General features: G+C 60.8%; 21 protein-coding genes. 9 read left to right on the top strand and 12 right to left on the bottom strand.

From position 1 onward, the window contains the following. Positions 1 to 129 precede the first annotated feature (129 nt). From panB to GE543_RS26100, 5 genes are all read left to right on the top strand, one after another. A complete protein-coding gene (gene panB / locus GE543_RS26120) occupies positions 130 to 930 on the top strand; it encodes a 3-methyl-2-oxobutanoate hydroxymethyltransferase (RefSeq protein WP_024664032.1) in 801 nt (266 codons plus the stop codon). Further along, on the top strand, positions 927 to 1,778 hold the full coding sequence (gene panC / locus GE543_RS26115) for a pantoate--beta-alanine ligase (protein WP_153222698.1): 852 nt from the start codon (positions 927 to 929) through the stop codon (positions 1,776 to 1,778). The genes panB and panC overlap by 4 nt, the downstream gene beginning before the upstream one ends. A 253-nt stretch (positions 1,779 to 2,031) precedes the next feature. Continuing rightward, positions 2,032 to 3,696, top strand: coding sequence for a glucose-6-phosphate isomerase (gene pgi, locus GE543_RS26110; protein WP_004409985.1), 1,665 nt, complete (start codon positions 2,032 to 2,034; stop codon positions 3,694 to 3,696). 417 nt (positions 3,697 to 4,113) lie between these two features. Next, positions 4,114 to 4,980 (top strand): oxygenase MpaB family protein, encoded by an 867-nt coding sequence (locus GE543_RS26105; RefSeq protein WP_103690059.1) that lies wholly within the window; start codon positions 4,114 to 4,116, stop codon positions 4,978 to 4,980. A gap of 107 nt (positions 4,981 to 5,087) precedes the next feature. Further along, complete coding sequence (locus GE543_RS26100) at positions 5,088 to 6,266, top strand: acetyl-CoA C-acetyltransferase (protein WP_153222697.1); 1,179 nt, start codon at positions 5,088 to 5,090, stop codon at positions 6,264 to 6,266. A 39-nt stretch (positions 6,267 to 6,305) separates the two neighbouring features. Here the strand turns inward: GE543_RS26100 and GE543_RS26095 are convergent, their stop codons facing one another. Genes GE543_RS26095 through ptsP form a run of 3 tightly spaced genes read right to left on the bottom strand, consistent with a single transcriptional unit; the run spans position 6,306 to position 11,872 of the window. Next, positions 6,306 to 8,048, bottom strand: coding sequence for a PTS fructose-like transporter subunit IIB (locus GE543_RS26095; RefSeq protein WP_153222696.1), 1,743 nt, complete (start codon positions 8,046 to 8,048; stop codon positions 6,306 to 6,308). Positions 8,049 to 8,060: 12 nt separating this feature from the next. Beyond that, the gene (gene pfkB, locus GE543_RS26090) at positions 8,061 to 9,002 is read right to left on the bottom strand and encodes a 1-phosphofructokinase (protein WP_024663879.1); all 942 of its coding nucleotides are present in this window, start codon (positions 9,000 to 9,002) and stop codon (positions 8,061 to 8,063) included. Beyond that, positions 9,002 to 11,872 carry a phosphoenolpyruvate--protein phosphotransferase gene (gene ptsP / locus GE543_RS26085; protein ID WP_153222695.1) on the bottom strand — a complete coding sequence of 957 codons (2,871 nt, stop codon included), beginning with the start codon at positions 11,870 to 11,872 and terminating at the stop codon, positions 9,002 to 9,004. The genes pfkB and ptsP overlap by 1 nt, the downstream gene beginning before the upstream one ends. A 354-nt stretch (positions 11,873 to 12,226) precedes the next feature. On the opposite strand from ptsP, the gene cra reads away from it, so the two are divergent. Both cra and GE543_RS26075 read left to right on the top strand, forming a co-directional pair. Continuing rightward, entirely contained in the window at positions 12,227 to 13,222 is a 996-nt protein-coding gene (gene cra, locus GE543_RS26080) for a catabolite repressor/activator (RefSeq protein ID WP_004409969.1), read from the top strand. Further along, positions 13,219 to 14,019, top strand: coding sequence for a TatD family hydrolase (locus GE543_RS26075; protein WP_153222694.1), 801 nt, complete (start codon positions 13,219 to 13,221; stop codon positions 14,017 to 14,019). The genes cra and GE543_RS26075 overlap by 4 nt, the downstream gene beginning before the upstream one ends. A gap of 21 nt (positions 14,020 to 14,040) precedes the next feature. Here the strand turns inward: GE543_RS26075 and ampE are convergent, their stop codons facing one another. The 3 genes from ampE to GE543_RS26060 all read right to left on the bottom strand — a co-directional run bounded on the left by ampE (position 14,041) and on the right by GE543_RS26060 (position 17,894). Next, on the bottom strand, positions 14,041 to 14,877 hold the full coding sequence (ampE, locus tag GE543_RS26070) for a regulatory signaling modulator protein AmpE (RefSeq protein WP_153222693.1): 837 nt from the start codon (positions 14,875 to 14,877) through the stop codon (positions 14,041 to 14,043). Between the two features lie 15 nt (positions 14,878 to 14,892). Next, positions 14,893 to 15,441 carry a 1,6-anhydro-N-acetylmuramyl-L-alanine amidase AmpD gene (gene ampD, locus GE543_RS26065; protein WP_046235483.1) on the bottom strand — a complete coding sequence of 183 codons (549 nt, stop codon included), beginning with the start codon at positions 15,439 to 15,441 and terminating at the stop codon, positions 14,893 to 14,895. Between the two features lie 197 nt (positions 15,442 to 15,638). Continuing rightward, positions 15,639 to 17,894, bottom strand: coding sequence for a DUF1631 domain-containing protein (locus GE543_RS26060; protein WP_004409958.1), 2,256 nt, complete (start codon positions 17,892 to 17,894; stop codon positions 15,639 to 15,641). Between the two features lie 354 nt (positions 17,895 to 18,248). On the opposite strand from GE543_RS26060, the gene nadC reads away from it, so the two are divergent. Continuing rightward, positions 18,249 to 19,097 (top strand): carboxylating nicotinate-nucleotide diphosphorylase, encoded by an 849-nt coding sequence (gene nadC / locus GE543_RS26055; RefSeq protein ID WP_003414876.1) that lies wholly within the window; start codon positions 18,249 to 18,251, stop codon positions 19,095 to 19,097. Positions 19,098 to 19,144: 47 nt separating this feature from the next. Beyond that, on the top strand, positions 19,145 to 20,221 hold the full coding sequence (locus GE543_RS26050; RefSeq protein WP_046235481.1) for a TIGR00266 family protein: 1,077 nt from the start codon (positions 19,145 to 19,147) through the stop codon (positions 20,219 to 20,221). A gap of 226 nt (positions 20,222 to 20,447) precedes the next feature. Here GE543_RS26050 and GE543_RS26045 read toward each other — a convergent pair whose 3' ends face one another. From GE543_RS26045 to GE543_RS26020, 6 genes are read right to left on the bottom strand one after another with little or no spacing between them, the layout of a single operon-like run. Beyond that, positions 20,448 to 21,026 carry a TerD family protein gene (locus GE543_RS26045; protein WP_003317757.1) on the bottom strand — a complete coding sequence of 193 codons (579 nt, stop codon included), beginning with the start codon at positions 21,024 to 21,026 and terminating at the stop codon, positions 20,448 to 20,450. Between the two features lie 37 nt (positions 21,027 to 21,063). Next, on the bottom strand, positions 21,064 to 21,639 hold the full coding sequence (locus GE543_RS26040; protein ID WP_004409953.1) for a TerD family protein: 576 nt from the start codon (positions 21,637 to 21,639) through the stop codon (positions 21,064 to 21,066). A gap of 27 nt (positions 21,640 to 21,666) precedes the next feature. Beyond that, positions 21,667 to 22,701 carry a TerC/Alx family metal homeostasis membrane protein gene (locus GE543_RS26035; protein ID WP_003414862.1) on the bottom strand — a complete coding sequence of 345 codons (1,035 nt, stop codon included), beginning with the start codon at positions 22,699 to 22,701 and terminating at the stop codon, positions 21,667 to 21,669. Positions 22,702 to 22,727: 26 nt separating this feature from the next. Further along, positions 22,728 to 23,177: a tellurite resistance TerB family protein gene (locus GE543_RS26030; RefSeq protein WP_003371299.1), complete on the bottom strand. Its 450-nt coding sequence runs from the start codon at positions 23,175 to 23,177 to the stop codon at positions 22,728 to 22,730. A gap of 51 nt (positions 23,178 to 23,228) precedes the next feature. Then, on the bottom strand, positions 23,229 to 24,398 hold the full coding sequence (locus tag GE543_RS26025) for a TerD family protein (RefSeq protein ID WP_153222692.1): 1,170 nt from the start codon (positions 24,396 to 24,398) through the stop codon (positions 23,229 to 23,231). Continuing rightward, positions 24,395 to 24,988 (bottom strand): TerD family protein, encoded by a 594-nt coding sequence (locus GE543_RS26020; protein WP_003414858.1) that lies wholly within the window; start codon positions 24,986 to 24,988, stop codon positions 24,395 to 24,397. Before GE543_RS26020 ends, GE543_RS26025 begins: the two co-directional genes overlap by 4 nt. Positions 24,989 to 25,015: the final 27 nt, after the last annotated feature.

The raw sequence follows: 25,015 nt of genomic DNA, 5'->3' as shown, positions 1-25,015 counted from the left end.
CACACCACAGGCGAACGGGCGCGAAACAGGCCTTTGCAAAACACCGCGACACGACGGTGTGCCTGCTTTTCCAGGATGACTCTCACGCGCTGAGCACCCGTCTTCACAGCGCCTGATGGAGGACTTTACATGCCGAACATAACCGTTACGTCGCTGCTGGCCATGAAGCAGAAGGGTGAGAAAATCACCATGCTGACCTGCTACGACGCAACCTTCGCCCACACAGCCTCCCAAGAGGGTGTCGAAGTGCTGCTGATAGGCGACTCACTGGGCATGGTCCTGCAGGGTCACGACAGCACCCTGCCTGTTACCACGGCTGAAACGGCGTACCACGTTGCCTGTGTGAAACGCGGCAACCAGGGTGCGATGATTCTCGCCGACCTGCCGTTCATGGCCAACGCGACGCTGGAGCAGACACTGATCAACAGCGCGACGCTGATGCAGGCGGGCGCACACATGATCAAGGTCGAAGGCGCTGCCTGGCTGGCCGAGTCGATCCGTTTGCTGGCCGAGCGCGGCATTCCGGTGTGCGCGCACATGGGCCTGACCCCACAGGCCGTCAACGTGCTGGGCGGCTACAAGGTTCAGGGCCGGCTGGAAGCGCAGGCGCGGCAGATGCGCGCCGATGCCATCGCACTGGAACAGGCGGGCGCAGCGATGATCCTGCTGGAGTGCGTGCCCAGCGAACTCGCCGAGGAAATCACCCAGGCGGTGAAGGTCCCGGTCATCGGCATTGGCGCCGGTAGCGCCACTGATGGTCAGGTCCTGGTGCTGCACGACATGCTCGGCCTGTCCATCACCGGGCGCGTGCCCAAGTTCGTGAAAAACTTCATGACCGGACAACCCGATATACAGTCGGCTATCCGGGCCTACGTGGCCGCAGTCAAAGACGTCAGCTTTCCGGCCACTGAACACGGATTCTCGGCATGAACACAGTAAAAACCGTACAGGACCTGCGCGCCGCTGTTGCGCGGGCACGCAGCGAAGGCAAGCGGATCGCGCTGACCCCGACGATGGGCAACCTGCACAGCGGCCACGCCGCGCTGGTCACCAAGGCGGCGCAGCGTGCCGATTTCGTGGTCGCCACTATTTTCGTCAATCCGCTGCAGTTCGGCCCCAACGAAGACCTGGCCACCTACCCTCGCACGCTGGCTGCCGATCAGGAAAAACTCCTGCAGGCCGGTTGCAACCTGCTGTTCACCCCAAGCGTCGAAGAAATCTACCCGCACGGCATGGCCGACCAGACACTGGTCAGCGTGCCGCACCTGTCGCAAGGCCTGTGTGGCGCCAGCCGTCCCGGCCATTTCGAAGGTGTCGCCACCGTGGTCAGCAAGCTGTTCAACATGGTGCAGCCTGACCTGGCGATCTTTGGTGAGAAAGACTTCCAGCAACTGGCCGTGATCCGGGCCATGGTCCGTGATCTGAACATGCCGATCCAGATCATCGGCGAACCGACGGTACGTGCCGACGACGGCCTGGCGCTGTCCTCGCGCAACGGTTATCTGAGCGAAGATCAGCGCGCCGCTGCACCCGCGCTGTATCAGGCGATCCGCCAGATCGCCGACGCGATCAAGGCCGGCGAGCAGGATTTCGACGCGCTGCTGGCAAGCAAGAAGCAGCAACTGGAGGCTGCCGGTTTTCGTATCGACTACCTGGAGATACGCGATGCCACCAGCCTGCGTGCGACGACTGCCGACAATCGCAACGTGGTCATCCTCGCAGCGGCATTCCTGGGCAAAACCCGCTTGATCGACAACCTGCACCTGACCAGAAGCTGACCGGATGTGCGCTGGCAATGAACTAAGACACACCGGTAATGCCATACCGGTACAGGTTGCCTGAACCACAACCGGCAGTATTCGAGACAAAACCCCGGTTGCCTGTGTGCGAAAAAGTACCGGGGTCATGTAAGGCGAGGCGCAGACAAACAGGTACGCGAAGGGTAGTCTGCGATGTGTAGCCCGTGAGAAAGCTTGCGACCTCGCTCCAAGAATATCCAAAGACAGAACCAGTTAAAGGAAACCCGCAGCGATGGCGTACTACCGCACTCCTTCCGATGTGACCGCTCTGCCCGCCTGGCAAGCGTTGAACAAACACCGCCAGGCCATGCAGAACTTCAGCATGCGCGAAGCGTTCAACACCGACCCGCAGCGCTTCAGCCAATTCACTCTCAGCAGCGCTGGCCTGTTTCTCGATTACTCCAAAAACCTGATCACCACCGAGACCCGCGACCTGTTGGTCAGCCTGGCGGGCGAAGTGGGCCTCAAGGATGCGATCAAGGCTCAGTATGACGGCGAGCTGGTCAACTCATCCGAAGGCCGCCCTGCCCTGCACACCGCTCTGCGACGCCCGGTCGGCGACAAATTGAAAGTCAACGGCGTCGATGTGATGCCGGACGTACACCGCGTACTCAATCAGATGACCGAACTGGTCGGCCGCATCCATGACGGCCTGTGGCGCGGTTACACCGAAAAACCGATCACCGACGTGGTGAACATCGGCATCGGCGGCTCGTTCCTCGGCCCGGAGCTGGTCTCCGAAGCGCTGGTGGCCTACGCGCACAAAGGTGTCCGCTGCCATTACCTGGCCAACATCGACGGCAGCGAGTTCCATGAGCTGTCGATGAAGATTCGTGCCGAGACCACGCTGTTCATCGTCTCGTCGAAATCCTTCAACACGCTGGAAACCCTGAAAAACGCACAGGCCGCACGTGCCTGGTACCTGGCGCAGGGCGGCTCGGAAGTCGAACTGCATCGCCACTTCATCGCGGTGTCCAGCAATAACGCAGCGGCCGTGGCATTCGGCATCCGTGAAGAAAACATCTTCCCGATGTGGGACTGGGTCGGCGGTCGCTATTCGCTGTGGTCGGCCATCGGTCTGCCTATCGCGCTGGCCATCGGCATGTCCAACTTCAAGGAACTGCTGTCCGGTGCCTACACCATGGACCAGCATTTCCAGAGCGCGCCGTTCGAGCAGAACATGCCGGTGTTGCTGGGCTTGCTGGGCGTCTGGTATGGCAATTTCTGGGGCGCACAAAGCCACGCGATCCTGCCGTACGATCACTACCTGCGTAACATCACCAAGCACTTGCAACAGCTGGACATGGAATCCAACGGCAAGAGCGTCCGTCAGGACGGTACGCCGACGTCGACCGACACCGGACCGGTGATCTGGGGCGGCGTGGGTGCCAATGGTCAGCACGCTTACCACCAGTTGCTGCACCAAGGCACGCAAATGATTCCGGCCGACTTCATTGTGCCGATCGTCAGCTTCAACCCGGTTGCCGACCATCACCAGTGGCTGTACGCCAACTGCCTGTCGCAGAGCCAGGCACTGATGATGGGCAAGACCCGCGCAGAAGCCGAAGCCGAGCTGCGCGAGAAGGGTATGGACGAGCAAGAGGTGCAGAAGCTGGCACCGCACAAGGTCATCCCTGGCAACCGTCCGAGCAACACGCTGGTGGTCGAGCGCATCAGCCCGCGTCGTCTTGGCGCGCTGGTGGCCATGTATGAACACAAGGTGTTTGTACAGAGCGTGATCTGGGGCACCAACGCCTTCGACCAATGGGGTGTGGAGCTGGGCAAGGAAATGGGCAAGGCGGTGTACCAGCGCCTGACCGGCGGCACCGAAGAGCCGGCTGACGATGCATCGACCCAAGGCCTGATCAACTACTTCCGCGGCCGTCACCGCGGCTGATTTGTCCCTCTCGTTCCCACGCTCTGCGCTCAGCGTTACGCAGAAGTTTTGATGAGTAGGGGAAACGGAGCTTTTGTAGGAGCGACCGGGGCGGCGATCCGCCTTTTTCGCGAAGGCGTTATGTCAGACGCAGAAACTTCTGCGACTGCACAGGCCCTTTCGCGAACAAGTTCGCTCCCACGCCCTGCGGGCAGAAGCCCTGTACATCTTCAGCGTATGTACACTCTCCTTGTGGAAGTCTTGATGAGTAGGGGAAACGGGGCTTTTGTAGGAGCGAACTTGTTCGCGAAAGCTTTATTTCGAGTGATACATCTTTAGCGGATGTACCGGCCCTTTCGCAAGCAAGCGAAGGGTCGCACGGTCCGTTACCACAAAAGTCTCTTTGCCGTACTTCCCTCCCCGGTGCCCGAGCTCGACATGGAATTCATCCGCACCCGCATCGAAAACCAGGTCATCAGCCTTACCGGCCTGGCCCTGGGTCAACTGGATCTGGAGAACCCCAAGGGCGACCCGGGTCTGTTTGGCCCTCAGGCGGTGTGCTGGGAGGTGCATGGCGACTTCACCAGCATGCTGGTCGGTGGCATCAGTGCATTGATGCTGCAGGCGCTGCACCCGCTGGCGCTGGCAGGCATCTGGGACCACTCCAACTTTCGTCAGGACATGCTTGGCCGCCTGCGGCGTACCGGGCAGTTTCTGTCCGGCACCACCTATGGCTCCACGCGCGATGCCAACTGGCTGATCGACAAGGTCCGCAACATTCACCTGAACATCGTCGGCACCGCGCCCGATGGCCGGCCGTATGCCGCCAGCGATCCGGATTTGCTGACCTGGGTGCATGTGGCCGAAGTCAGCAGCTTCCTCGCAGCGCATGTGCGCTATCTGAGCCCGGACATGCCGCTTGCCGCTCAGGACGCGTACTACGCTGAAACAGCGCTGGTGGCCGAGCGACTCGGCGCGCGCAACGTTCCGCGCTCGCGTCAGGCCATTGCTGACTACCTGGCAGACATTCGCGGCCAACTGGTGTGTGACGCGCGCAGCCGCGAAGTAATGCGCCTGCTGCTCGATGCCCCCGCACCCAACTGGCTGGCCAAGCCGTTTGGCGTGTTGATGATGCGCGCCGGTATCGAGCTGCTGCCAGACTGGGCCAGCGACATGCTCGACGTCACGCAAAGCCCCTTCAAACGCCGGATGATCCGCCAGGGCGTCAACAGCACTGCGCCCATTCTGCGCTGGGCCGTGCGCGACGGATCGGCGCAACGTGCCAGACGCCGCATGGACGTTTGAACGAGGCATGACGGTTTTCGGCAAACCGTGACCGGGCGGTTCACGGTTGGAACCTGCCTGCCTATCTGTGCCACCATGAGCGCTCAATAACAATGAGGATCAGCACCATGCACGACGTCGTTATCGTCGCCGCCACCCGTACCGCCGTGGGCAGTTTTCAGGGCTCACTGGCCTCTGTCGCCGCAGTCGACCTCGGCGCAGCGGTCATTCGTCAACTGCTTGCCCGCACCGGCGTGGATGGCGCGCAGGTCGATGAAGTCATCATGGGTCAGGTGCTGACCGCAGGCGCTGGTCAGAACCCTGCGCGGCAGGCAGCCATCAAGGCCGGCCTGCCCTTCTCGGTACCGGCCATGACCCTGAACAAGGTCTGCGGCTCTGGCCTCAAGGCCCTGCACCTGGCGACCCAGGCGATTCGTTGCGGCGACGCCGAGATCATCATCGCCGGCGGTCAGGAAAACATGAGCCTGTCCAACTACGTGCTGCCGGGCGCACGCACCGGATTGCGCATGGGCCACGCCAGCATGGTCGATACGATGATCACTGACGGCCTGTGGGATGCATTCAATGATTACCACATGGGCATCACCGCCGAGAACCTCGCGCAGCAGTACGACATCAGCCGTGAAGCCCAGGATGAGTTCGCAGCCCTGTCCCAGCAGAAGGCGATGGCTGCGATTGAAGCCGGACGCTTCGTCGATGAGATCACCCCGATCCTGATCCCGCAACGCAAGGGTGATCCGCTGTCCTTTGCAACAGACGAACAACCCCGCGCCGGCACCACCGCCGAGACCCTGGCCAAGCTCAAGCCCGCCTTCAAAAAGGACGGCACGGTCACCGCCGGCAATGCTTCATCGCTGAACGACGGGGCTGCCGCCGTGATGCTGATGAGTGCCGCCAGAGCCGAGCAACTGGGCCTGCCGGTGCTGGCGCGCATCGCCGCCTATGCCAACGCCGGTGTCGACCCGGCCATCATGGGCATCGGACCGGTCAGCGCCACGCGTCGCTGCCTGGACAAGGCTGGCTGGTCGCTGGCCGAACTGGACCTGATCGAAGCCAACGAAGCCTTCGCCGCACAGTCCCTGTCGGTGGGCAAGGAGTTGGGGCTGGATCCGCAAAAGCTCAACGTGAATGGTGGCGCTATCGCCCTTGGCCACCCGATTGGCGCGTCGGGCTGCCGCGTGCTGGTGACACTGCTGCACGAAATGATCAGGCGGGATGTGAAGAAGGGCCTGGCCACGCTGTGCATCGGTGGTGGTCAGGGGGTTGCTCTGGCGCTCGAACGCTAGAGCAGGAAGAAGGCGCGGGACAGCCCGCGCCTTGCGTCATCAGGCGGCTGCGGGCGCCACTTCCATGTCAGCGGGCTCCGGACGCTTGATCAACGCGTAGATCACGCCGGTCAGGACACTGCCGGCGATGATCGCCAGCAGATAAAGCAGCGCATGGTTGATCGCGTTGGGGATCAGCATCACGAACAGGCCACCATGCGGTGCCATCAGCTTGCAGCCGAAGTACATCGACAACGCACCGGTCAGCGCACCACCCACGACACTGGCCGGAATCACCCGCAACGGGTCCTTGGCAGCGAAGGGAATGGCACCTTCCGAGATGAAGCACAGCCCCAGCACGAACGCCGCCTTGCCTGCCTCACGCTCGCTCTGGGCGAACTTGCGGCGAGCCAGGATCGTGGCGATGCCCATACCGATAGGCGGCACCATACCGGCAGCCATGGCGGTGGCCATCGGCGCATAGCTCTGGGATGCCAGCAAACCGACCGAGAACGCATAGGACGCCTTGTTGATCGGCCCACCGAGGTCGACGCACATCATTGCGCCCAGCACCACGCCCAACAGGATCGCGTTGGTGGTGCCCATGCTGTCGAGGAAGTGCGTCAACGCTTCGAGCATCCCGGCAACCGGCTTGCCGACCACGTAGATCATCACCAGACCGGTGAACAGGCTCGACAGCAACGGGATGATCAGAATCGGCTTGAGCGCTTCGACGCTGGCCGGCAGACGTGCGTAGCGGTTGATCGCCGCAGCACTGTAACCGGCCAGGAAGCCTGCAACGATACCGCCGATGAACCCGGCACCCAGCGTACTCGCCAACAGACCACCGATCATGCCGGGTGCCAGCCCCGGACGGTCAGCAATCGAATAGGCGATGTAACCGGCCAGCAACGGCACCATCAGTTTGAACGCCGCTTCCCCACCGATCTGCATCAGTGCCGCAGCCAGCGTGCCCGGCTCTTTGAACGCAGTGATACCGAACACGAAGGAAAGAGCGATCAACAGCCCGCCCGCCACGACCATCGGCAGCATGAACGACACGCCGGTCAGCAGGTGCTTGTAGACGCCCGCCTTCTCTTGTCTGGCCGGCGACTTGGCGGCGGCCTCATCGGACTCCACCTGCCCTTCCGCCAGGGCCTTTTTCAGGGTCGCTTCGGACTGCTTGAGCGCGATCCCGGTGCCGCAACGGTAGATCTTCTTGCCGGCAAAGCGGTCGGTGTTGACCTCAATATCCGCCGCCAGCAGCACCACGTCGGCTTCGGCGATGGCCTTGGCGCTGAGCGGGTTGCGCGCACCTACCGAGCCTTGGGTTTCGACTTGCAGGTCGTAATTCAGACGTTTGGCAGCCTGCTGGATCGCTTCGGCCGCCATGAACGTGTGCGCGACGCCGGTCGGACAAGCGGTGATCGCGACGATGCGCGGTTGCGCGCCCGTATCACCGCTTGCCTGAGGCGCCGCTGCTTCGGACGCTACATGCACCTGGGCTTCTCGCTCGGCGCGCTGCAGAAAGCTGTCGACATCCTGCAACGCATGCGCAGGCGAATCCTGAAACAGGCGCTTGCCGACAAAGCGGCTCAAGTCCACAGGACCGGTATTGACCACCAGAACAAGATCGGCAGCTTCGATGTCCTGGGTGGACAACTGTTGATCGGCCTTGTTGGGGTCGATGATTTCGACGCTGGTTTCCCAGCCCTGGCGCAGGGCCGCCGCTTCGAGCAATCGTGCGCTGAGTACGCTGCTGACCTTGCCGTTCGGGCAGGCCGTAACTATGGCTAACTTCATGACGATCCTCTCTTATTGTTCTGAAAGGCTGCGTACAGTGACGCCGCCTTCAAGCCGTTTGAGTTGCGCGGCATCGGTGATACCGAAACCGATCTGGGTCACCGCCATGGCGGCAATCGCTGTGGCAGTGCGCAAGGTCTTGTGCGGCTCTTGACCGGTGATCAAGCCGTGCACCATGCCTGCCAGCAGCGAGTCACCCGCACCGACCGTACTGGCCACGGTGACCTTGGGCGGCAGCGAATGCAGCGCCACGCTCGGGCTGAACCAGTGCACGCCTTCGGAGCCCTGAGAGATCACCACATGCTCGATGCCCTGCGCCTGCAAACGCGCAGCCGCCTCGGCTTGCGCAGCGATGGAGATGATCGGTGCGTCGAGCGCATCAGCCAACTCCTCGGTGTTGGGTTTGATCAGCCAGGGCCCGGCCTTCAGACCGGCACGCAAGGCCAGACCACTGCTGTCCAGCGCCACTTTCAGACCGAGGTCCTTGAGCATCACCAGCAGTTTTTGCAGCCATTCCGGGGTGACGCCGCGCGGCAGACTGCCTGCCACGACCACCACGTCGAAACCCTGAGCGATCTGTTCGACGCGGGTGAACAGCGCTTGCTGCGCCTCTTCACTGACCTGTGGCCCGGGGCCATTCAGGTCGGTGATACGGCCACTGCCTTCGGCCAGCTTGATGTTGCTGCGCGTTTCGCCCGGCACCCGGACAAACTCGTCGACGAACTGACGACGCTCGAACAACGCTTCGAACGCTTGCTGATTGTCGACGCCAAGAAAGCCGGCGACGGTCAGGTCATGGCCCAGATCAGCCAGCACTTGGGCCACATTCAGGCCTTTGCCCGCGGCGTGAGTGAGCATCGCCGTGCTGCGGTTGACCTGGCCCAGCTCCAACTGCCCCAACTGCACAGTCAGGTCCAGCGCCGGGTTCATGGTCAGGGTAAGAATCTTCGCCATTACACAGCCTCCACAAGCGCGCGGACTTCGGCGGCGCTGCCCGCCGTCAGCGCATTTTGCGCCAGTTGCTGAGCGCTGCTCAGGGTCAGTTCACGTACGCAGGCCTTGACCTCGCCAATGCTGCGCGCCGAGACACTCAATTCATCCACGCCCAGGCCGACCAGAATCGGCACGGCCAGCGGGTCTGCAGCCAGTTCGCCGCATACACCCACCCATTTGCCGTTGGCATGCGCAGCACGTACGGTCATGTCGATCAGTTGCAGCACCGACGGGTGCAGGCCGTCAGCCTGGGCCGACAGTGTCGGGTGGCCGCGGTCGATGGCCATGGTGTATTGCGTCAGGTCATTGGTGCCGATACTGAAGAAGTCCACTTCCTTCGCCAGCACCGGGGCGATCAGCGCCGCCGATGGCACCTCGATCATGATCCCCAGTTGCAGGTCACTGACCGGAATTTCCTCGCGCAGGCGCTGGGTCATGTCCCGCGCCTGACGCCACTCTTCAAGCGTGCCGATCATCGGGAACATGATGCGCAGTGGGCCGCTGTCTGCCGAACGCAACAGGGCGCGCAGCTGGCTTTCCATGACGTCCGGGCGCTGCAGGGTAAGACGGATACCGCGCACGCCGAGGAACGGGTTTTCCTCTTTGGCGATCGGCCAGTAAGGCAGCGGCTTGTCGCCACCGACGTCCAGCGTACGCACCACTAGCGGACGCCCGCCCAGATCGGTCAGCACGCGGCGGTATTCAGCTTCCTGCGTGGCTTCATCCGGCGCCTGGGAATGCGCCATGAACAGCAGCTCGGTGCGCAGCAGGCCGACGCCTTCCGCGCCCTGCTCCACGGCGGCCGGTGTGCCGGTGCTGTCGCCGATATTGGCGAAGACTTCGACAGCATGACCATCGCGTGTCACAGCGGGCTCCATGCGCGCTTCGGCGGCCGCCTTGAGACGTTGCTCACGTGCGTCACGGTCCTGAACTGCGCGCTGCAGGGTCGCTTCGTCAGGCGCGACGGTCAGCCGTCCGCGCTGGCTGTCGAGCAGCAACACGGTGCCCGGCTTGAGCAGCAGCACTTCATCACCGGCCCCCACCAGCGCCGGAATGCCCAGCGCACGCGCCACGATGGCGCTGTGCGCGGTGGCACCGCCGCGTGCGGTAAGAATACCGGCGACCTGCGCCGGGTCGAGACGGGCCACGTCGGACGGGCCGACTTCATCCATCACCAGAATGTAGGGTTCGTCCGGGGCCGCAACGGTTTCGACGCCACAGATCTGCGCCAGCACGCGGCGACCGACGTCACGCAGGTCTGCGGCGCGCTCGGCCAGCAGTGCGTCCTGCAGTTGTTCCTGCTGAACGGCAGCGGTCTCGATAACCGTAGCCCAGGCCGCAGCCGCGCTTTCGTCGTTATTGAGGCGCGCCTCGACTTCGCTGGTCAGTTCCGGGTCTTCGAGCATCTCCTGGTGGGTGATGAAGATTTCCCGGATGGCTTTGGATTTGCTGCGCTGAATGAGATTTTCGATATCGCTGCGCACCTCGCCGATCGCCTTGTGCAGGCGCTCGCGCTCGGCAGCCACCGACTCGCCCCGCTGGGGATAATCGAAGCTTTGCAGCACTTGAACGTGGGCCGGCCCCATGGCAATCCCCGGTGAAGCAGACACAGCCTGCAACACGCTACCGGCTGGCGGAGCACTGAGCGGTTTGGCAGCAGCCGGGGTCGGCGTTGGCGCAGCCTCGGTCTGCGAGACGGCAGGCAAGGGTTCGACTTCCTCGCCCAGGCCTTGCTCCACGGCGGCGATCAGGGCTGGCAGTGCGTCGTCGGCGATGCTCGGCTCGGCAATGAATTCCAGCGTCTGACCACGACGGGCACCGAGGCTGAGCAGCTTGCTCAGGCTCTTGGCCGACACGGCGGCTTCGCCGGTTTCCAGCACGCGCATGCGGATCTCGCCGTCAAACTCCTTGGCCAGCTGCGCCAGTATTTTCGCCGGGCGGGCGTGCAAGCCATGGGCGTTGGCCAGCTGAATCTGCCGGGTCGGCCACTCGGCTGGCAGTTCGCCACCCAGCGCTTCGAGCACGGCGCGACTGTTGGTGGCGTGCCCCAACTCGTGGCCACGGCCTTCGATCAACAACAGGCACAGACGCTCGAGCAGCGCCTGATGCGCCTCACCGAGGCTGGCCAGGCAGAACAGACCGGTCAGCGGCTGGCCCAGATAGCGCATGGGTTTGTCGGGGGTAACGAACGCCAGACCGGGGCGCTTGACGGTTTGCTCGCTGTGCAGCCACCACAGGCCATCACCCAGCGACAACGCTTCCACTTGCTGGAGCACGGCGGCAAAGCCGTTACTCACGCAGTCGGCCTTGCGCAACAGGCGTGCGCCGCGCCAGACCAGTTCTTCAAAATCGTCGGCCGATACGCCGAGGCTGATCATCTGTGCGTCGAGCGCCAGTTCCTGCGGAGCACCTTGCAATAGCTTGAGCAGGTCTTCCGGGGTCTTCGCTTCGCGCAGCGCCTGGCCAAGATCCTCTTCACCCAATGCGCGAGTCAGCAGTTGCAGCAGGCGCAAGTGCTCGTCGGATTTGGCAGCGATACCAATCGCCAGGTAAACCATTTGCCCGTCGCCCCAGTCCACCCCTTCGGGGAACTGCATCAGACGCACACCGGTGGTAAACACCAGGTCGCGGGTTTCGGGTGTACCGTGTGGGATGGCGATGCCCTGACCGAGGAAGGTCGAGCCTTGCTGCTCACGGTTCATCAGCCCGGTGAGGTAGCCCTCGGCAACCAGACCATCAGCGACCAGGTGGTCGGCAATCAGCTTAAGTGCGGCAGTTTTATCCACAGCCGACTGGGCCATGGATATTTGCTCCAGAGTGAGTTCGAGCATTGCCTTGACTCCTATGCAGCGCCGAGGCGCCACCTGATTCTTGTTTTAATGGCGATCGTGTGATCGACAGCTTAGGGGGATGAAGGTGATATCTGTCCGAGCATCGTATCGGACATCACTTTCATCTCGATTGCAGCAGACAACAGGCGTGCTGAATCGTTTAATCTAGAATTGCCCGGCACGTTACTCGATTCTGGGGATTCATTGAAGCCCAGTCGATCCGATCACTGTGGGACAATTCCCAAAATACGTGAAGTACTTGGGAATTTCCTACGGTCTGGTGTAAAGATCAGCGCCATGAAAAAAATAACTCGATTGTCCTGAGCCGCGTACCTAATAAAAGGAAATTCCGGGGTGAAACTGAGCGATATCGCACGTCTGGCAGGTGTTTCTGTCACGACGGCCAGTTACGTCATCAATGGCAAGGCCGAAAAACAGCGCATCAGCCCGGCAACGGTCGAGCGTGTCAAAGCCGTGGTCGAGCAGCACGATTTCCGACCCAATCCGCAAGCGGCGGGCCTGCGCAGCCGTCATAGCAAGACACTGGGCTTTATCCTGCCCGACCTGGAAAACCCCAGCTATGCGCGCATCGCCAAATTGCTCGAGCAAGGCGCGCGCAGCCTGGGTTATCAACTGCTGATCGCCAGCTCAGATGACGACCCCGCCAGCGAGCTGCAGCTTTTGCAGCTGTTCCGCGCACGCCGTTGCGATGCGTTGCTGGTCGCCAGTTGCCTGCCACCCGGTGACGACAGCTACCGCGAATTGCAGCTCAAGGGCACGCCGATCATCGCCATCGACCGGGAAATGAATCCCGAGTTTTTCTGCTCGGTGGTCAGCGACGACCATGACGCCTGCCTGCAACTGACCCATAGCCTCCTGCAAACCCGACCGCGCCACATCGCCCTGATCGGCGCACGTCCTGAGCTGAGCATCAGTCGCGCGCGCGCCGCTGGCTTCGAACATGCACTCGACGGGTTTACCGGAGCCACCATCGTCGAGCATGGCGAAGCGTTCAGCCGCCAGTGTGGGCAGCGTTTGATGACCGGGATGCTACAGCGCCAGGGACATTTTCCGGACGCGTTGATCACCACCTCCTACGTGCTGCTGCAAGGCGTGTTCGATGTGCTGCAAAGTCAGGCACTGCAATCGACCCCACTGCATCTGGGTACCTTCGGCGATACGCAATTGCTCGACTTCCTGCCGCTGCCTGTCAACGCCATGGCTCAGCAACACCAGTTGATCGCCGACAAGGCCCTGCAACTGGCGCTGGCCGCTATCGAAAAGGATGATTACCAGCCCGGCGTGCACGCTATTGCCAGGGCCTTCAAGCAACGTATTCACGAGGCATGAAGGTGATGCTGATCGATACCCACACCCACCTGGACTTTGCGGATTTCGATGCCGACCGCGCTCAGGTGCTGGAAAACTGCCTGGCGCTCGGCGTGCAGCGCATGGTGGTGCTCGGGGTGTATCAGCGTAACTGGCAGCGGCTCTGGGAGCTGACCGAGGCCAACCCCGCCCTGTACGCAGCGTTCGGCATGCATCCGGTGTACATCGATGAGCACCGCACAGCACACCTGACCGAGCTGGGCGACTGGCTGACGCGCCTGAAAGGCCATCCGCAGCTGTGTGCGGTGGGTGAGATCGGTCTGGATTATTACGTCGAGCAGCCGGACAAGGCGCGTCAGCAGGCGCTCTTCGACGCACAATTGCAGCTGGCGAACGACTTCAACCTGCCCGCCTTGCTGCACGTGCGCCGCAGCCATGCCGATGTGATCGCGACGCTCAAGCGCCACAAGCCAAAGCGCAGCGGCATCATTCATGCGTTTGCCGGCAGCCGCGAAGAGGCGCGTGAATACATCAGGCTGGGGTTCAAACTGGGCCTGGGCGGAGCCGCAACCTGGCCGCAGGCGCTGCGCATGCATCGGGTCATCGCCGAACTGCCGCTGGACAGCGTGGTGCTGGAAACCGACTCACCGGACATGGCGCCCGCCATGCACCCCTATCAGCGCAACAGCCCGCAGCATTTGCCCGACATTTGCGAGGCCCTTGCGGGGCTGATGAAGATCATCCCCGAGCGCCTGGCCCAGGCGAGCACGGACAATGCCTGCGAACTGTTCGACTGGCCTCGCCTGTCGCTCACCTGAGTCGATGTGACAAGGACCGGATCAGAGTAGAAGGGTCCACAGGGCGAACCCTGCGTACCAGACCACCGCGGCACGTACCAGCAGCTCCCAGAGCATGTCGAGGCCGGTAACACCTTGGGCACCCATCATCGGCGGCGGAACCTCGCTGGCGGCGCAGCCGACGCGCGTAATCAGTTGCGCAGCACTGATGTTCCAGTTCAACAGCTCATGCAGCATCACCCGGGTGACCGCCACAAAATTGCCGACCAATGCGAAGCTGGCGGCGAGCAACCTGACCGGCACCCAGTCGAAGGCATGACGCAACTGCCCTGCGCGCTCCACCAGTGCGGGTGTCTTGCCGTGCTCGACAACAAGGGCCAATAGCCTGTAGGCCAGCGCAGCCACCGGACCGAGTACGAAGTACCAGAAAATCACGGCGAAGAAACTCTGAAACGCCTGCCAGAGCAGGTAGCCCTGCACACCCTGCAGCAATTGCTCGCTGTTGTCCGCCTGCACGCCCATGTCGCGCTCGGCCACGTGCACCGCAGCCTGCGCATCGCCACGTCGGCAGGCATCGCGAAACGGCCCGAGCACCGCAATCAGGTCAACCCGGCCAAGGCTGTAGATCAACACCAGCAGGTGAATGGGCAGAACCAGCCAGCCATAGGCCACCGAGCCGATAATGGTCAGCGCCAGTTGCAGGATCAGCACGGGCACAAGCACCAGCAGCGCCAGCATTACCCAGGGACGTGTCGAGGTCCGCGGGCTGGCCTCGAGTTTTGCCAGTTCTTTCAGCCACGGCCCGTCACGCTGAACGCGCTGACGCAGAGCAGAAAATTTTTCGATAAGAACGGCCAGCAGTAGCACCAGAAAACTCATTGTTCGTCCCTCACATCAATCCAGCAAAGCCGCTCGAAACCTGGCCCAGTCAAAACAGGGCCCAGGATCAGTCTTGCGTCCCGGCGCCACGTCACTGTGGCCACAGATACGCTCGGGGGTGATCGCCTCGAACGCCTGACGCAACTGTCGCGTCAGGTCGATCAGCGCGTCGTATTGCGCTTCGGTGAAAGGCTGGTCATCCGTCCCCTCCAGTTCGATGCCGACAGAAAAGTCATTGCACCCTTCGCGGCCCTGAAAACTGGAAACACCGGCGTGCCACGCACGATCAAGACAAGAGACGAACTGAACGACCTCGCCATCACGTTCAATCAGAAAATGCGCTGAAACGCGCAGATCGGCAATCCCCACAAAGTAGGGATGCTCGTCGATGTCGAGCTGGTTCTGAAAGAAAGCCTGTACCTTGCCGGTCTTGAACTGTGCTGGCGGCAGGCTGATGTTGTGAATCACCAGCAGCGAGATTTCGCTTTCGGGTCGCGCATTGAAGTTGGGCGAGGGGCAATGCTGCACGCCGTCGCACCAGCCGCTTGCGGAGTCCAGTTGCATGAATGCTCCTTGAACGGGGAGAAATAGGTAGCGCTGATTATGCCCGTGACAGGAGCTGATGTGGGAGCCTGGCTACGGATCCGCGATGCAGGAAACACGCTGTAGACAGCAAAGACCCGCAGCGGCGCGGACTGCCTGCCGACGCGGGCGTCGGCACCTTGGTCAAACGTGTGCCTGACGACAGGCACCGCCGCCAGTCAGGCGCCCTTGAGCTTGCGCAGGTTGCTGATGACGGACTCAAGAGCCCGATCGAAGAGCAGCGCGTCGTCGAGAATACGTACCGCGCCACGACGAAATTCGACGGCAAGGCCGGTGCGGGTCTTTTCCAGAACCTTCATGCCGGTCCGATTGACGAACACATAACGCCCGGTCGGCTCGACAATCGCAGTCAACTTGCAACGCAGCTTGTGCTCTTCATCTTCCTGAATCTCGACCCAGCAACCGACCCGCAGTTTGTCGACCATCTGCAGGCCTGCGTCGTCATCAGGTAACTGGACCACCGGCTCATTGAGCATCTGCTCTTCAGGGGTGATCAGCACGATTTCTTCAATCACCGCCATCATCGGTGGGCCTTCGACGGCCTGGCCATCTGCCTGCGCCGAATCACCTTGCGCAGTGTCACCCTCGCCTTCCTGCAAGCGCGAGAAGTGCTGGAACGCCTGGACATGCAGCGACTCCAGCTGACTGAAGAATTCGCTGGTGGCAAACGGGTCGAAAGCGGCGCTGGTCAAGCCATCCCGCAGCGACTTGAGCAGTCCAGGAACCAGCTCCAGCAAGCGCTGCAGGGCCTGCGGGTCGTCGTGCAGCTCGACGCTCCAGATCAACTCGTCCATGGTCTCCAGCCCGGCCTGCCACTCGCTGGACTCCTCGCCATGCTTGAGACAGGTCAACAGCAGGACCTTGCTCCAGGCCTCCTGCAACAGCCGTACAACAACCTCGGGCAAGGTTTTGCCCAGCAGGCGCTGATTCAGCTCGTGCTGCACCTGCTGCCGAGCCAGTTCGGCACGGGCACGACCCTCTTCGGCATCACGGGTACGCTGCTCGAGCAGCTCGCTGCGGCGACGTTCGTCACTGGTGAAGGCCAGAAAATCCGCCAGCAATTCAGAAAAGATCGCCGGGTCATCGACAAAATCATTGAGCAGGCGCTGCACGATCTGCTCGACGCGCTGATACAGCGAGTCGCGCTGATAGTCGTCGCGGCCACCCCAGCCCAATGCGGCAGTAGCAATTTCGTTAAGCAGGCGACGGGCAGGATGACTGCCGCGGCTAAAGAAACTTTTGTCAATGACCGCCACTTTGAGCATCGGAATCTGCAGGCGCCCGATCAGAGCACGCAATGACGGCGTCAGGTTGCGGTCATCGAGAATGAACTCGAACAGCATGGCGATCAGGTTGATGACATCTTCGTCACCAACACCGACGATTCTGGATTTGCCGGTCTTGACGTTGACCCGCGTCAGCAGCTGTTCCAGCTGGTTGCGCAGGTCGAAATCGTCTGCAGTGTCTTGCGAGGGCACATATTGCTGCAGGTGAGACAGCAGGCGCAGCAGGTCCCGGCTGGAAATCGGACGCACTTCGGCGTTGGGCTCATGACGCGGCGCGAGGTGGCCGCGCACGTGCAGCAGCAGTTCCTGCAAGGCCGAGAAAACCTCCTGCACACCCTTGTCGAGCTTGTCGGCGGCTTCATTCAGGGCGGGGTCGGACATCTCGGCGGCGCGGCTTCTGGGCGCCGCCCGGTCAGATGAGCGGCGAGCCGGCAGCGCTTTCATATCCGGCAATACACCGGTGGCGATCAGCAGTTGATTGGCTTCGCTGTACAGATCGTCCGTATTGGCCAGGACGTACTTCTCGAACAGCTTGAGAATGATCAGTTTGACCTTGATCTCGACGCCAAGGCTGCGCCCGGCCTCCAGAAAGAATCTGCAGAGCATCGCCGGCCCCAGCGGGTTGGAATCTTCGGCAATGGCTTGAGGAATGAGAACGTTCAGGCGTGCAGTGAGCTGGCCCAGGGCTAGGGCGTCACGGCTCATGACCTTGCTGACCATGGCATCCACGGCCACGGTCTTCTCGAGATCATCGTTGTGCACCAGCGACAGCTTGTCGAAGGACACTGCGGGCGGAAGCGCTGGCTCCTGGATCTGATACTGGCCCAGGACCAGGAAAGACTCATAGAACTTGTCGAGGAAACCCCGTTCTATGCTTTTGCGCTTGAGGCGCAGGTCACGCATGGCTTCAAAAAAGATGTTCTGCTCAGTGTTGCTGCGGGCGCGGTCAGCCATTTCGAACAGCGTATCGTCGGCGTTATCGAACAACGCCTGCAATGCATCCTTGAGCTGCTGGGCCGCCTTGTCGCGAACCTGCAACAACACAACAGGTAATCGGGCCAAAGGCGTACCCGCCCCCTGCAAAGGGAACGATTTGCTCAACGGCACTACTTTTTCGTCGTTCGGCATTACACCCCCTGACAGGAAACAACCTGAACCCCATCACAAACGTGGCTTGTTACCCTCGCACTGTGAAGCGACCCTCTTGGCCTCGCGCAACGTCAAACTCATGGCGTCAATTACAAGTCGGATTATCTTTCAAAACTTGTCATCAGCGCCAGTCAGACTTTTCTTTCACTCTCGCGAAGGAAGTGGCAAGGCATTCATGTGCAGCGATAGACCGCGATATTCGCTTTCCATCGCAAAGGAATTTGCCAAACCGACCAACTGCATGTTCCCAGAGGTAACACCTTGGCATTGGCGCAGGTGGGTAAGCGGGATGCGGTGCCTTATACTCGAACGACTTTGCTACTGGAGCCCGCCATGCCGAACTTACGAATTGCCGACCTGACCGCCGAGATCGAGGCCAATGTGCGTCGCGCATTGCTGGAGGATGTCGGCAGCGGCGATATCACCGCCCAATTGATTCCGGCAGAGCGGCTGGCCAAGGCCACCATCATTTCCCGCGATGCAGCGGTGATCGCGGGCACTGCCTGGGTCGATACGGTCTTCCGGCAACTGGACCCGCGCGTTGCCGTGCACTGGCAAGTGACCGATGGCGATCGCGTCAGCCCTAATCAGGCGCTGTTTCACCTTGAAGGCCCGGCCCGCTCCCTGTTGACCGGCGAACGCAGCGCGCTCAATTTCCTGCAGATGCTCTCGGGAGTGGCCACGCGTGCCCAGTATTTCGCAGACATGGTCGCAGGCACTCAGGTCAAACTGCTGGATACCCGCAAGACTCTGCCGGGCCTGCGCATGGCGCAGAAATACGCGGTCACCTGCGGCGGCTGTCATAACCACCGCATCGGGCTTTACGACGCGTTTCTGATCAAGGAAAACCATATCGCAGCCTGTGGTGGCATCGCCCAGGCAGTGGAAGCGGCGCACCGGATTGCACCCGGCAAGCCTGTGGAAGTGGAGGTGGAGAGCCTGGGTGAACTCAAGCAGGCGCTGGACGCAGGCGCCGACATCATCATGCTCGATGAATTGAGCCTTGATGACATGCGCGAGGCCGTGCGCCTCACCGCAGGCCGTGCCAGTCTGGAGGCCAGCGGCGGCATCAACGACGATACCCTGCGGGTGATTGCCGAAACGGGTGTCGATTACATTTCCATCGGTGCGATGACCAAGGATGTGAAGGCCGTGGACCTGTCCATGCGCCTGAGCCTCTGACGCATCGCGCACAGCCAACTGTCACTATTCGCTCGGGAGTAGACGTCTTGGAACAATGGTTTGTGATGAACGCGGGCAAGCAACTCGGCCCGATGGACGCGGATGCTGCGCGGCTGATCGCCCGTGAGTCGCCCGGTGCCTGGTGCTGGAAGCAAGGCATGCCGGACTGGCAGCCGATCTATCAGGTGCCGCAGGTGCGCGCCCTGAAGAAGGACGGTGTGACGCCTTTTCCTGATCCGACGCCGGACATGGTCCAGCCCAGGCCGTCCGGGCTGCCAGCGCAGGCAGCCCCGACACCCGCGCCGGCCTCGGTGCCCGCCAGACGCCCTTCGTTTACGCCTGATCCGAACGCCTCGGGCGGCTATGGCCTGGCGCAGACCACCGATGGCGTGGACTTCAAGCTGTACGGCACGGAAACCCAGTTCATCGAACTGGAACTTGACCCTGGCGAAAGCGCCGTCGCCGAAGCCGGAGCGATGATGTACAAAACCTGCGACGTGCAGATGGAAACCATCTTCGGCGACGGCAGCAATCAATCGCCAGGGCTGCTGGGTTCGCTGTTCGGTGCTGGCAAACGCATGCTGACCGGCGAAAGCCTGTTCACCACAGTGTTTTCGCAACAGGGTTCGGGCAAGGGCCGCGTGGCGTTTGCAGCGCCCTACCCCGGCACGATCTTGCCGCTCAACCTGCGTGATTTCGGCGGCAAGCTGATCTGTCAGAAAGACAGTTTCCTGGCTGGCGCCAAAGGCGTCTCCATCGGTATCCAGTTCCAGAAGAAAATCCTCACCGGCCTGTTCGGAGGCGAAGGTTTCATCCTGCAAAAGCTGGAAGGCGACGGTTGGGTCTTCGTGCACATGGGCGGCACGGTGCGCAAGATCGAACTGGCGGCGGGCGAAGCGCTGGACGTCGATACCGGCTGCCTGGCAGCCATGACCCAGACGGTCGATTACGATATCCGCATGGTCGGCGGCGGCATCAAGTCGATGCTGTTCGGCGGCGAAGGGGTGTTCTTCGCCAGACTGACCGGCCCCGGCACGGTATGGCTGCAAAGCCTGCCCTTCTCACGACTGGCCGGGCGCATGCTGGCCGCAGGACCATCGGGCGTGGGCAGAAGCGAACGCTGACTTCAGCACTACATTATTAGACCGGAGACTGTGCTGCGTACTTGCGACTATCGTGCGACGTTCTGCGTCGCATGCTGTTCTGGACGCTCCGCGTCCTCTTGACGACGCAGAGCGTCCAGAACTGCATTCCCACGCTGTAGAGCGTGAGGAACGATAGCAGTAATCAGCGCCCAATAAAAAACCCCCGCCATCGCTGGCGGGGGTTTTTATTGGGCGCTGCTCGGGTTTAGCCGATTGCCACGCCGTGAGCTTCTGCCAACGGCTTCAGACCGCCGGCAAAGCCCTGGCCAATGGCCTTGAACTTGAACTCTTCGCCATTGCGATACAGCTCGCCGAAGATCATCGCGGTTTCGGTCGATGCATCTTCCGACAGGTCGTAACGAGCGATTTCCTTGCCGTCAGCCTTGTTCACAACGCGGATGTAAGCATTGGAAACCTGGCCAAAGCTTTGCTTGCGCTCTTCGGCGGAATGGATGGTGACCGCGAAAACCAGCTTCTTCACTGCCGCTGCCAGGCCAGTGAGCTTGACCGTTACCGACTCGTCATCGCCTTCGCCAGCGCCTGAACGGTTATCGCCCAGGTGCTCGACCGAACCATCAGCCGACTTCTTGTTGTTGTAGAAAATGAAGCTGTTGTCGTCCAGCACTTTGCCATTTTCGCCAACGATGAAGATCGACGCATCCAGATCGAACTCGGTGCCATCGGTCACACGCGGATCCCAGCCCAGGCCCACGGTGATTTCTGTCAGGCCAGGAGCCTCTTTGGACAGGGAAACGTTGCCGCCTTTACTCAGACTTACTGCCATGTTCTTGATCCTTTCCAGAAAAGTGGTTGGGCGTGAATCAGAAATTCATGCCGAAAGAGTTGGCCAATGCTTTCAGGCCCCCCTTGAAACCGCTACCAACGGCGCGAAATTTCCACTCGCCGTTATTGCGGTACAACTCAGCGAAGATCATTGCGGTTTCGGTAGAGGCATCTTCAGCAAGATCGTAACGGACGACTTCCGCGCCCGACTTTTCATTCACTACGCGAATGAAAGAGCGGCTCACCTGGCCAAAATTCTGGCCACGACTTTCTGCGTCATGAATGGTCACCACGAATGCGATCTTGTCGACGTCAGCAGGCACACGGGTCAGATCGACCTTGACCACTTCGTCATCACCGTCACCTTCACCGGTACGGTTGTCACCGGTGTGCTCGACAGAACCGTCGGCGCTCTTGAGCTGGTTGTAGAAAATGAAGTCAGCTTCACTGCGGACCTTGCCATTGGCGGCCAACAGGAATGCGCTGGCGTCCAGGTCGAAATCCTGTCCGTCAGTGGCTCGCGGATCCCAGCCCAGACCGATCAATACGTTGGTCAGGGTCGGGTCGGTTTTCGACAGCGAAAGGTTGCCACCTTTTTGCAGAGTCAAAGCCATGATTCGTTTATCTCCTTTATCCAGTATTTACGCTTTTTCTTCCGCGGATTCGTCTTTGCCCGGGAAGAGCAGGCTTGCAACGATACCGATGATCAACACGACGACCACAACCAGCAGGCTGGTGTTGGCGCTGATCTCGTAACCGTGATGGAACAGGTGGTTGGTTGCGTTCAGGCCCAATTTCAAGGCGATGAAGAACAGCAAGGCGATAACCGCTTTCTCCAGGTGCACCAGGTAACGTTTGAGGGCTTCAAGTACGAAATACAAGGTACGCAGACCAAGAATCGCGAACAGCATGGCCGAGAATACGATCAGCGGCTCGCGGCTCACGGCGATGATTGCAGGCACGGAGTCGAACGCGAACAGCACGTCGGAGATTTCCGCCACAACCAGACACAGGAACAGCGGGGTCGCGAACAAAGCGCCTTTGGCGGCCAGCGTGATACCGGCGTTTTCAGGCTTTTTGACTTCCTGCTCCAGAACCGAGCGGCTGACGAAGAAGTTGCTGCCGTGCAGTTTTGGCCACACCGGGAACAGCTTCTTGGCGAAGCGATAAGCCATGTGTTGCGAGTAGTCGACTTCTTCGTCGTCGTCATCGCCCGCCCTGAGCATCATGATGGCTGTCCAGGCAACGATGACCGCAAACACCACTTCGACCCATGGACCCAGCGCCAGCAGGCCGGTGCCGATGGCGACGAAAATGCCGCGGAAGACGATGGCGCCGATGATGCCCCAGTACAGAACGCGGTGGCGCAGGCCATCCGGAATCTTGAACCAGGAGAACAACGCCATGAACACGAACAGGTTGTCGACGCTCAGTACTTTTTCCAGCGCGTAACCGGTGACGAACAGCGTGGCCACTTCAGAGCCGTGCTGGACATACAGGAAACCCGCGAAGGCCAGCGAAATGGCGACCCAGAAAATCGACCACGCCGAGGCTTGCGCGAGGGTGATTGGCTTGTTTCCCCGGTGAGAGAACATGTCGATAGCCATGGCCGTAACGGCCAGACCGACGAAAACCGCCATCGTGAGTGGAGGGAAGCCTAGAGAGGTGCTTTCCATTTAACTGCGTTCCTTAGGGTAAAAAATTACAGGTCGAAATCGGACGGGTTGAGGCCAAGCTCTCGACAGATCGTGCGGCAGACTTCCCGCTCTTTCTCATCGAAGCTGCCATCGGCGCCACCGATAGCACAGCAGACGCGCACCAGCAAACGGGCTGCATCTTCTTTCTTTTTGATCTTGCCGATGGTTTTCAAGGCCTCGGCGCGACCAATTTCAAAATCGAACTCGAACTTGGAGCAGGCTTCCTGGAAGCCCTGGATGACGTCCTTCATGTCGAAAACTTTCAGTTCCTGAGAGTTCTGAATGAAGCCGGCCATTTTCTGCTTTTCACTGGAGCTGATATCACCGTCAGCGGCCGATACCAGAGCACAGCCGGAAACCACAGCCTCCATGAATTCGCGATTCTTGAACTTCGAGACTTCCGAAGCCAGCTTATCGCGAGCAGCTGTTGCGTTTGTTTTCAACCAGTCCAGCATGTCTATCTCCCATGAGGCGGCACAGCCAGCCCAGAAATACCACGGTATTGTTTACTTGGAACCGGCAGCCCAGCGCATGCCCCAGCCGTAGGCTTTGTCCATGTTGCTGTGGCCGTTGTGGAAATCCACGCGACGCGTCACCTTGACTGCACCGTTGTCATTTTCCAGCAGGGCAATGGCACACATGCCCTGACGACCGCCCTCCTCATTGAGGCGAACCTCGATGGGCGGCTGGCCCGGCGCGTGAATGGTGACGACACCGTCGGTTTCCTTCCAGTTCGGTGCACCTTCATAGATGAACGCGTAGACCAGAATGCGACGGATCTTGCTCCAGTGCGCGCCATTGATATGCAGCCACTCACCGTCGCTGATCGAGCCGGTACGGTCATCGCCCATCAACTTGATGAAAGGCTCGGTGTTGAGCGAACCGAACGAGTTACCCAGCGCCTGAACAGCGCCTTTGAGACCGTCCTGCATTTCGAAGAGGCAGCCTACATCAAGGTCGATGGCATTGCTCTTCTTCATCGAGAAGAAGCCACCACCCTTGCTGTCGTTACGACGGTTCCAGTTCAGGTTGACCCGAATCTCACCGAAACCGGCACTGGATTTTTCCAGGCTGATCGAGGCTCGGGTCTTGTCGAGCGTGATCTTGCTCAGACTGACGGTCGACTTCGCTGCAGGCGCTGGAACAGGTGCAGGTGCAGGTTCATCCTGAGGCGCGGCGACTTCGACGCCGAAGTTTTTCGCCAATGGCTCAAGGCCGCCAGCAAAACCCTGGGCCACGCAACGGAATTTCCAGGCCCCCTGACGAAGGTAGAACTCGCCCAGAATCAGCGCGGTTTCTTTCATGCCACTGGTCGGGATATCGGCTTCGATACCGCCGGTGATGTTCAAGGCCAGGCGTGACACGCTGCCGAAACTGGCCTTGTTCTCATAGATGGTCGCCGTCAGGGCAACCTTCTCGATGACCGAGTCCAGACGGCTCGGGTCAAGACTGAACACCGCGCGTCCGGCTGATGCTTCAGTCTGCTGCAGCGCACCGCCGTTCACGCTTTTCTGGCCGTAGAAACACATGTCCTGATCGCCACGGACCTTGCCGGACGCGGTCAGCAGAAAAGCGGAGACGTCGATATCCGCATCCGTGATCGGAGAGTAGATAATTTCCACCGTCAGCGGGCCGGCAGCGACCGGCGCGTTGGCGCCCGGGACAAGTTGGGTCATGCGCGTACAGCCCCGATCGCCAACTCGACCAAATCATCAGCAGTGCGACCGTTGGTGACCTGGCCTACTGCAGTGAAGTCCCAGCCCGATGGCGTGCGCGCCAGATAAGACATCACCACGCCGGTGTGCTGGCCTTTTTCGGACAGATCGAAGCGACCCAGTTCGTTACGGCTGCCCAGATCGACAATACGGCAGTAGGCGTTGGCGACTTTTTCGAAATTCTGACCGGTGAACGAATTGACGGTGAACACCAGGTATTTGACCGTGGCAGGCAGTTTTTCCAGATCGACGCTGATGGTTTCATCGTCGCCCGCGCCTTCGCCGGTACGGTTGTCACCCGAATGCTGAATGGCACCGTCACGCGATTGCAGCTGGCGGAACCAGACCAGGTCGAGGGGCTTTTTGTCGGCGTCGAGCATGATGCACGAGGCATCCAGGTCGATATCGCCACCGCCACCACCGAGCAATTTACCGAAGAAACCACTGGCTTTTTCAGGGTCCCATCCAAGTCCCATGCTGACTTTCTTGAGGCCTGTACCAGCAGTTTTCTCAAGTGAGATCGTCTGGTTCTTTGCCAAAGTGAGTGCCATTTTTCGCTCCATGTGACGTTGGATTTC

It is taken from the genome of Pseudomonas sp. SZ57, from assembly GCF_009495975.1.
GTDB lineage: Bacteria > Pseudomonadota > Gammaproteobacteria > Pseudomonadales > Pseudomonadaceae > Aquipseudomonas > Aquipseudomonas syringae.
This window is presented reverse-complemented; position numbering and strand designations above follow the sequence as displayed.

Bases quoted from the DNA above. Each gene is read 5' to 3' on its own strand.
- panC (WP_153222698.1), top strand. From the start codon at position 927: ATGAACACAGTAAAAACCGTACAGGACCTGCGCGCCGCTGTTGCGCGG.
- panB (WP_024664032.1), top strand. From the start codon at position 130: ATGCCGAACATAACCGTTACGTCGCTGCTGGCCATGAAGCAGAAGGGT.
- GE543_RS26035 (WP_003414862.1), bottom strand. From the start codon at position 22,701: ATGGAAAGCACCTCTCTAGGCTTCCCTCCACTCACGATGGCGGTTTTC.
- GE543_RS26040 (WP_004409953.1), bottom strand. From the start codon at position 21,639: ATGGCTTTGACTCTGCAAAAAGGTGGCAACCTTTCGCTGTCGAAAACC.
- ampE (WP_153222693.1), bottom strand. From the start codon at position 14,877: ATGAGTTTTCTGGTGCTACTGCTGGCCGTTCTTATCGAAAAATTTTCT.
- ptsP (WP_153222695.1), bottom strand. From the start codon at position 11,872: ATGCTCGAACTCACTCTGGAGCAAATATCCATGGCCCAGTCGGCTGTG.
- GE543_RS26105 (WP_103690059.1), top strand. From the start codon at position 4,114: ATGGAATTCATCCGCACCCGCATCGAAAACCAGGTCATCAGCCTTACC.
- GE543_RS26020 (WP_003414858.1), bottom strand. From the start codon at position 24,988: ATGGCACTCACTTTGGCAAAGAACCAGACGATCTCACTTGAGAAAACT.
- GE543_RS26045 (WP_003317757.1), bottom strand. From the start codon at position 21,026: ATGGCAGTAAGTCTGAGTAAAGGCGGCAACGTTTCCCTGTCCAAAGAG.
- pfkB (WP_024663879.1), bottom strand. From the start codon at position 9,002: ATGGCGAAGATTCTTACCCTGACCATGAACCCGGCGCTGGACCTGACT.
- nadC (WP_003414876.1), top strand. From the start codon at position 18,249: ATGCCGAACTTACGAATTGCCGACCTGACCGCCGAGATCGAGGCCAAT.
- GE543_RS26095 (WP_153222696.1), bottom strand. From the start codon at position 8,048: ATGAAGTTAGCCATAGTTACGGCCTGCCCGAACGGCAAGGTCAGCAGC.
- ampD (WP_046235483.1), bottom strand. From the start codon at position 15,441: ATGCAACTGGACTCCGCAAGCGGCTGGTGCGACGGCGTGCAGCATTGC.
- GE543_RS26060 (WP_004409958.1), bottom strand. From the start codon at position 17,894: ATGCCGAACGACGAAAAAGTAGTGCCGTTGAGCAAATCGTTCCCTTTG.
- GE543_RS26025 (WP_153222692.1), bottom strand. From the start codon at position 24,398: ATGACCCAACTTGTCCCGGGCGCCAACGCGCCGGTCGCTGCCGGCCCG.
- GE543_RS26075 (WP_153222694.1), top strand. From the start codon at position 13,219: ATGAAGGTGATGCTGATCGATACCCACACCCACCTGGACTTTGCGGAT.
- GE543_RS26100 (WP_153222697.1), top strand. From the start codon at position 5,088: ATGCACGACGTCGTTATCGTCGCCGCCACCCGTACCGCCGTGGGCAGT.
- pgi (WP_004409985.1), top strand. From the start codon at position 2,032: ATGGCGTACTACCGCACTCCTTCCGATGTGACCGCTCTGCCCGCCTGG.
- GE543_RS26030 (WP_003371299.1), bottom strand. From the start codon at position 23,177: ATGCTGGACTGGTTGAAAACAAACGCAACAGCTGCTCGCGATAAGCTG.